The organism is Rhizobacter sp. P2_G4 (assembly GCF_056403575.1).
On sequence record NZ_JBFUFG010000012.1, the window covers coordinates 168,597 to 175,615 of the forward strand.

At 66.7% G+C, this 7,019-nt stretch carries 6 protein-coding genes; all 6 read left to right on the forward strand.

Features of this window, described 5'->3' with window-relative positions; translation table 11 throughout:
• The first annotated feature begins 45 nt into the window (after positions 1–45).
• Positions 46–1,296 (forward strand): thiolase family protein, encoded by a 1,251-nt coding sequence (locus tag AC1DYS_RS28375; RefSeq protein ID WP_477904888.1) that lies wholly within the window; start codon positions 46–48, stop codon positions 1,294–1,296.
• 31 nt (positions 1,297–1,327) lie between these two features.
• Positions 1,328–2,092: an SDR family NAD(P)-dependent oxidoreductase gene (locus tag AC1DYS_RS28380; RefSeq protein WP_477904889.1), complete on the forward strand. Its 765-nt coding sequence runs from the start codon at positions 1,328–1,330 to the stop codon at positions 2,090–2,092.
• Positions 2,093–2,119: 27 nt separating this feature from the next.
• Positions 2,120–2,539 (forward strand): acyl-CoA thioesterase, encoded by a 420-nt coding sequence (locus AC1DYS_RS28385; RefSeq protein ID WP_477904890.1) that lies wholly within the window; start codon positions 2,120–2,122, stop codon positions 2,537–2,539.
• A 68-nt stretch (positions 2,540–2,607) separates the two neighbouring features.
• Positions 2,608–3,750, forward strand: a complete 1,143-nt coding sequence (locus AC1DYS_RS28390) for an ABC transporter substrate-binding protein (protein WP_477904891.1) — start codon at positions 2,608–2,610, stop codon at positions 3,748–3,750.
• A gap of 140 nt (positions 3,751–3,890) precedes the next feature.
• On the forward strand, positions 3,891–4,931 hold the full coding sequence (locus AC1DYS_RS28395; RefSeq protein ID WP_477904892.1) for a branched-chain amino acid ABC transporter permease: 1,041 nt from the start codon (positions 3,891–3,893) through the stop codon (positions 4,929–4,931).
• Complete coding sequence (locus AC1DYS_RS28400; RefSeq protein ID WP_477904893.1) at positions 4,928–6,694, forward strand: branched-chain amino acid ABC transporter ATP-binding protein/permease; 1,767 nt, start codon at positions 4,928–4,930, stop codon at positions 6,692–6,694. The genes AC1DYS_RS28395 and AC1DYS_RS28400 overlap by 4 nt, the downstream gene beginning before the upstream one ends.
• Positions 6,695–7,019 lie beyond the last annotated feature (325 nt).

A 7,019-nucleotide genomic window follows, 5' to 3' on the forward strand; every position in this document is an offset into this window, starting at 1 on the left:
TGATTCGCGCGCCGTGCTTGTAGTAACCAGGACCAAGGATTGATCATGGCCAGCAAAGGTTTCTTCGGCAGTTTCGACGACGTGTGGATGGTCGACGGCGTGCGCACGCCGATGGTCGACTACTGCACCGACCTCGGCGGCGTCAGCGCCACCGACCTCGGCATCAAGGTCGCACGCGAGGTGCTCAAGCGCAGCGGCGTGCCGGCAAGCGACATCGGCTCGGTGGTCGCCGGCAACATGGCGCCGTCCGACTTCTACCAGTTCATGTTCCCGCGCCTCATCGGCCTGTACGCCGGCGTGCCCACCGAGGTGCCTGCAATCATGGTGCAGCGCATCTGCGGCACCGGCTTCGAGCTCTTCCGCCAGGCCGCCGAGCAGATCGAGCGCGGCTACTGCGACACCGCGCTGGTGGTCGGCGCCGAGTCGATGACGCGCAACCCGATCGCCTCGTTCACCCACCGCACCGGCTTCAAGCTCGGCGCGCCGGTCGAGTTCAAGGACTTCATGTGGGAAGCGCTCGTCGACCCGGCACCCAACATCACGATGATCCAGACCGCCGAGAACCTGGCGCGCAAGTACGGCATCACCCGCGAGGAAGTCGACGCCTTCGCATCGCGCTCATTCGAGCGGGCCGTGGCAGCCCAGGCCTCGGGCTACTTCGACGGCGAGATCGTGCCGGTCACACCCGAGACCTTCGAGCTCGACGGCTACGCCTCGCGCTCGCTGGAGCTGCCGCGCAAGGTGGAGCGCCTGGCGCGCGACACGCACGTGCGGTCGTCGCCCGTCGAGGTGCTGGCCAAGCTGCGGCCGGTCTACGCCGGCGGCGTGCAGACTGGCGGCAACAGCTCGGCGCTGGTCGACGCCGGTGCGGCCTCCGTCGTGGCCAGCGGCTCGTACATCAAGGCCAACGGCAAGAAGCCGCTGGCGCGCGTGCTGGCGGCCGCGGCCGTGGGTGTGCCGCCCGAAATCATGGGCATCGGCCCGGCGCCGGCCATCCGCCTGCTGCTGGAACGCACCGGCCTGAAGCTGTCGGACATCGGCCGCTTCGAGATCAACGAAGCGCAGGGAGCGCAGACGCTCGCCGTGCAGCGCGAGCTGGGCCTCGACGGCGACAAGCTCAACGTGCATGGCGGCGCCATCGCGCTCGGGCATCCGCTGGCCGCTACCGGCGTGCGCCTCACGATCACCGTGGCGCGCGAGCTGCGCGAGAGCGGGCTGCGCTACGGCATCTCGTCGGCCTGCATCGGTGGCGGGCAGGGAATCGCGTTGCTGCTTGAAAACCCTGACGGCGCATGAGCGCCGAATACGTTCAACTCTCACACCCATCATGAAGATCCAAGACCAAGCAGCCCTCGTCACCGGCGGCGCCTCCGGCCTCGGCGCCGCCACCGCGCGTGAACTCGCGCGGCGTGGCGCCAAGGTCGCCGTGCTCGACGTGAATCTCGAGCTGGCGCAGCAGGTGGCGGCCGAGATCGGCGGCATCGCGCTCAAGTGCGACATCACCGACACCGCCTCCGTCACCGCCGCGCTCGACGCGGCCGAGAAGGCTCACGGCCCGACGCGCATCGTGATGAACATCGCCGGCATCGGCACCGCCAAGCGCATCGTGCAGAAAGACGGCTCGCCGGCGCCGCTGGAAGACTTCGAGCGCGTGATCCGCGTCAACCTGATCGGCACCTACAACGTGATCCGCCTCGCGGCGGCGCGCATCGTGAAGCTCGAGCCGCTCGAAGACGGCGAGCGCGGCGTGTTCGTCAACACCGCATCGGCCGCGGCCTTCGACGGGCAGGTGGGGCAAGAGGCGTACGCCGCGTCGAAGGGCGGCCTCGCCTCGATGACGCTGCCGCTCGCGCGCGACCTGGCGCAGTTCGGCGTGCGCGCCGTGACCATCGCACCGGGCTTGTTCCTCACGCCGCTGCTGGCCGAGCTGCCGATGGCGGTGCAGGAGTCACTGGCCGCGAGCATCCCCTTCCCCAAGCGCCTGGGCAAGCCGGACGAATTCGGCCACCTGGCGGCCAGCATCGTCGAGAACCTGTCGCTGAACGGCGAGGTGATCCGCCTCGACGGCGCCCTGCGCATGGCGGCGCGCTGAACACGAATCGTCGAAACAAGCAAAGCCATGACGCGCACCACCCTCCACACCGTGAACGTGCAGTTCGGTGACTGCGATCCGGGCGGCATCGTGTTCTTCCCGAATTTCTCGCGCTGGATGGATGCGGCCTCGCTGATGTTCTTCACGCAATGCGGCGTGCCGCCGTGGCGCGAGCTGGAGCGCGAGCGCGGCATCATGGGCACGCCGCTGCTCGAGATCAACACCAAGTTCTTGAAGACCGTGACCTATGGCGAGACCATCACCATCAGCACCCACATCGAAGAGTGGCGCCGCGTGGCCTTCATCCAGGTGCACCGTGTGACGCGTGGTGAAGATCTAGTGTGCGAAGGCCGCGAAGTACGTGCCTTCGTCAAGCGCGACGCCGACGACCCCAACCGTTTGCGCGCCATTCCCGTGCCCGACGACATCAAGGCACTGTGCAGCTGATGCCGCACTGATGCCACGCCAATACCGCGTTTCACGATTCGTTTTTATCAGCAGGAGACATAAGCAACATGAACGCCCTCAAACCGCTTGCCCTGGCCATCGCAGCCTTGGCCTTCGCCACGACCGCCCAAGCCGACATCACCATCGGCGTCAGCGTGCCGCTGACCGGCCCGACCTCGGCGCTCGGCATTCCGTGCAAGAACGGCATCACGCTGTGGCCCACCTCGATCGGTGGTGAAAAGCTCAACGTCATCATCCTCGACGACGCCACCGACCCGACCATCGGCGTGAAGAACGCCCGCCGCTTCGTCACCGAAGACAAGGTCGACCTGATCGTCGGCTCGGCCGCCACGCCGATCGCCGTCGCCATGTCCGACGTGGCCGCAGAAGCCAAGACGGTGCAGCTCACGCTGTCGCCCATCGTGCTGCCCGAAGGCAAGGGCGCGTGGTCGTTTCGCCTGCCGCAGTCGACCGCGGTGATGGCCATCCCCATCGTCGAGCACTGGAAGAAAACCGGCGCGAAGACCTTCGGCTACATCGGCTACTCCGACGCGTACGGCGAAGCCTGGCTGAAAGACATCACCGCGCAGGCCACCGCCGCCGGCTTGAAGAGCGTGGGCGTGGAGCGCTTCGCGCGCGCCGACACCAGCATCACCGGCCAGGCCCTCAAGCTCGTGAGCGCCAAGCCCGACGTGATCCTGATCGGCGCCTCGGGCAGCGGTGCGGCCATGCCGGCCAAGGGCCTGGTCGAGCGCGGCTTCCCCCGCGACAAGATCTACCAGACGCACGGCGCAGCCACCATGGACCTGATCCGCGTCGGCGGCAAGGACGTCGAAGGTTCGTACGTCTCGTCCGGCCCGGCCCTGGTCGCGCCCAAGCTGCCGGACAGCAACCCCAGCAAGGTGCTGGGCTCGCGCTACATCAAGGAATACGAGAAGGCCTTCGGCCCCAACACCGCCAACCAGTTCGGCGCGCACGCGTTCGACGCGGCCATCGTGCTGGAAAAGATCATCCCGGTGGCGCTGAAGAAGGCCAAGCCCGGCACGCCCGAGTTCCGCGCAGCACTGAAGGATGCGCTGGAAAACAGCGGCCACATCCCGGTGTCGCAAGGCGTGTTGAACTACACCGCGACCGATCACTTCGGCTTCACGCCGGATACGGGCGTCTTGCTGAAGGTCGTCAACGGCGACTGGCAGGTCGTCGGGAACTGAGCCCCCCAGTCGCTTCGCTCCTGCCCCCAAGGAGCGCCTCGCCTGCGGCCGGGAAACCCGTCCGCGGCGAGTGGCTTGATGTGTCGACAGCTTCGCGTCGACGTAATGTGCTTTTTGCCGAATGACTCGACTCATCTGATATGGACTTTTCAATCGCGAGCATCCTGGTGCTCGACGGTGTCACCAACGGCGCCATCTACGCACTGCTCGCGATCGCGTTGGTGCTGGTGTTCGCCGTCACGCGGGTCATCTTCATCGCACAGGGCGAGTTCGTGGCCTATGGCGCGCTGACGCTGGCCATGTTCCAGATGGGCAAGCTGCCCGGCACGGTGTGGCTGCTGCTGGTGCTGGCGCTGCTGGTGGCGCTGCTCGATGGCGCCGCCGCCCTTCGCCGGCGTGACCAGCCGCTGTCTCGCGTGCTGGTGGGTGCCGCCAAGACGCTGTGGCTGCCGCTGCTGGTCTGTGGCCTGGCCGCCATCGCCGCGCCGCGCCAGTGGCCGATGGCGGTGCAGTGCCTGCTGACGCTTGCCATCGTCACGCCGCTCGGGCCGCTGGTGTACCGCCTGGCCTACCAACCGGTGGCCGATGCCACGGTGCTGGTGTTGCTCATCGTGTCGGTCGGCGTGCACTTCGCGATGACCGGCCTGGGCCTGGTGTTCTTCGGTGCCGAGGGTTTCCGCAACCCGAGCTTCTGGGACGACCGGTTCAACATCGGCCCGCTCACGCTGTCGGGGCAGACGCTGATCATCTTCATGGTGTCGATCGTGCTGATCGCGTCGTTGTGGCTGCTGTTCGAACGCACGCTGCGCGGCAAGGCGCTACGCGCGACCGCAGTCAACCGGCTGGGCGCGCGGTTGATGGGCATCTCGACCACCGGTGCCGGCAAGCTCAGCTTCTCCCTCGCCGCCTTCATCGGCGCGCTGTCGGGCCTGCTGATCGGGCCGACGACGACGATGTTCTACGACTCCGGTTTCCTGATCGGCCTGAAGGGCTTCGTCGCCGCGATCTTCGGCGGCCTCGCGAGTTATCCCGCAGCGGCCTTCGGGGCGATCTTCGTCGGTGTTCTCGAATCCTTCGGCTCGTTCTGGGCCAGCGAATTCAAGGAAGTCATCGTGTTCACTGTGATTCTTCCCGTGTTGCTATGGCGCAGTTTCCAGCACGGTCACGACGACGAGGAATGAGCATGCGCCGCTACGCCTTGATCACCTTCGCCGTGCTGCTGGCCGTCTTGCCATTGCTGCCGGTTCCCGAGTTCTGGATCACCCAGCTCAACTACATCGGCCTGTACGCACTCGTCGTCATCGGCCTCGTGCTGCTCACCGGCGTGGTCGGGCTCACGTCTTTCGGCCAGGCCGCCTTCGTCGGCGTGGGGGCGTACACCACCGCCTACCTGTCGCTGCACTTCGGGCTGTCGCCGTGGCTCAACGTGTTCGTGGGGCTCGCGCTCACGGCCGTGGTGGCGCTGGTGCTGGGTTGGATCACGCTGCGCATGTCGGGCCACTACCTGCCGCTCGCCACCATCGCGTGGGGCCTGAGCCTGTACTACCTGCTCGGCAACATCGAGGCGCTGGGCAAGTACGACGGCTTGCTCGGCATCCCCGCGCTCAAGTTCTTCGGCATCGAGCTGATCACCGGACGCAGCTTCTTCTACCTGCTGTGGCTGCTGGTGCTGCTGGCCTCGGTGGCGATGATCCACCTGCTGGACTCGCGCACCGGCCGAGCCCTGCGCGCGCTCAAGAGCGGCACCACCATGCCCGAAGCAATGGGCGTCGACACCTACCGCATGAAGGTCACCGCCTTTGTGCTGGCCGCGCTTCTCGCCAGCGTCTCGGGCTGGCTGTTCGCGCACTTCCAGCGCAGCGTCAACCCCTCGCCCTTCGGCCTTAAGATGGGCATCGAGTACCTCTTCATGGGCGTGATCGGCGGCATCGGCCACGTGTGGGGGGCACTCGCCGGTGCCAGCGTGGTGAAGGTGCTCGAAGACCAGCTGCAGGTGTGGCTGCCCAAGCTGCTGGGCGGTGGCGGCAACTACGAAGTGATCGTGTTCGGCATCTTGCTGGTGCTGGTGCTGCAGTACGCACGCGATGGCGTATGGGCCTTCATCGAAATGCGCCTGCCCAAGGTGCGCCGCAAGGTCGACTGGGCCGATGCCCCCGCGCTGCCAGAGCGCAAGAAGCCCGCGCACGGCGAGCTGGTGCTCGACGTGAACGCAGTGCGCAAGGAGTTCGGTGGCCTGGTGGCGGTGAACGACGTGAGCTTCCAGGTGCGCGCCGGCGAGATCATCGGCCTGATCGGGCCGAACGGCGCCGGCAAGTCGACCACCTTCAACCTCGTCACCGGCGTGCTGCCGGCCACCCGCGGCGAAGTGAAGTTTTTGGGCCAGCGCGTCGACGGCCTGTCGTCACGGCGCATCGCGCAGCGCGGCGTCAGCCGCACCTTCCAGCACGTGAAGATGATTCCCGGCATGACCGTGCTCGAGAACGTGGCGCTCGGCGCGCACATGCGTGGCGGGCGCGGCGTCGCATCGGCGATGCTGCGTATCGATCGTGCCGAGGAACGCGGGTTGCTGCGCGAGGCGGAGCGGCAGTTGAAGCGCATCGGCATGGCGGAGCACATGCACGAGCTGGCCGGCAACCTGGCGCTGGGGCCGCAGCGCTTGATGGAGATTGCGCGGGCGCTTTGCGCCGACCCGGCACTGCTGTTGCTCGATGAGCCGGCGGCGGGGTTGAGGCTGCAGGAGAAGCAGGGGTTGATTGCGGTGCTGCGTCAGCTGCGGGATGAGGGGCTGTCGATCTTGCTCGTCGAGCACGACATGGATCTGGTGATGGAGATCACGGACCGGATTGTGGTGATGGAGTTCGGGACGAAGTTGATCGAGGGGACGCCGGAGGAGGTGCAGGCGTCGCCGGCTGTTCGGGCGGCTTACCTTGGGACGGAGCATTGATGTTGCGCGTTGCGTCATCGTCGACTGATCAGGCTGCGGTATCGACGACCAGTGCTCGCGTTTGCGTATCTCTTGTTCACTGCGTGAGGCCGCGCCGGGGTTTCGTCCCGGCGGCCGACCTCCTTTCTTGTATCGACAAGAAAGGAGGCAAAGAAGCGACCCCTGCCGACTCGGCCCTCGCGGAGCGAGGGCTGCCTTGCGCTGCTCGGTCTTTGCGGCCGCGCCAAACTCACTTCGTTCGCTGCGCTTACTGCGTTCAAACAAACGGCGCGAAGTCAGTTGTGGATGCGCGCTTGCGCGCGCGCCGCAAAGCCCTGTGCTGCTC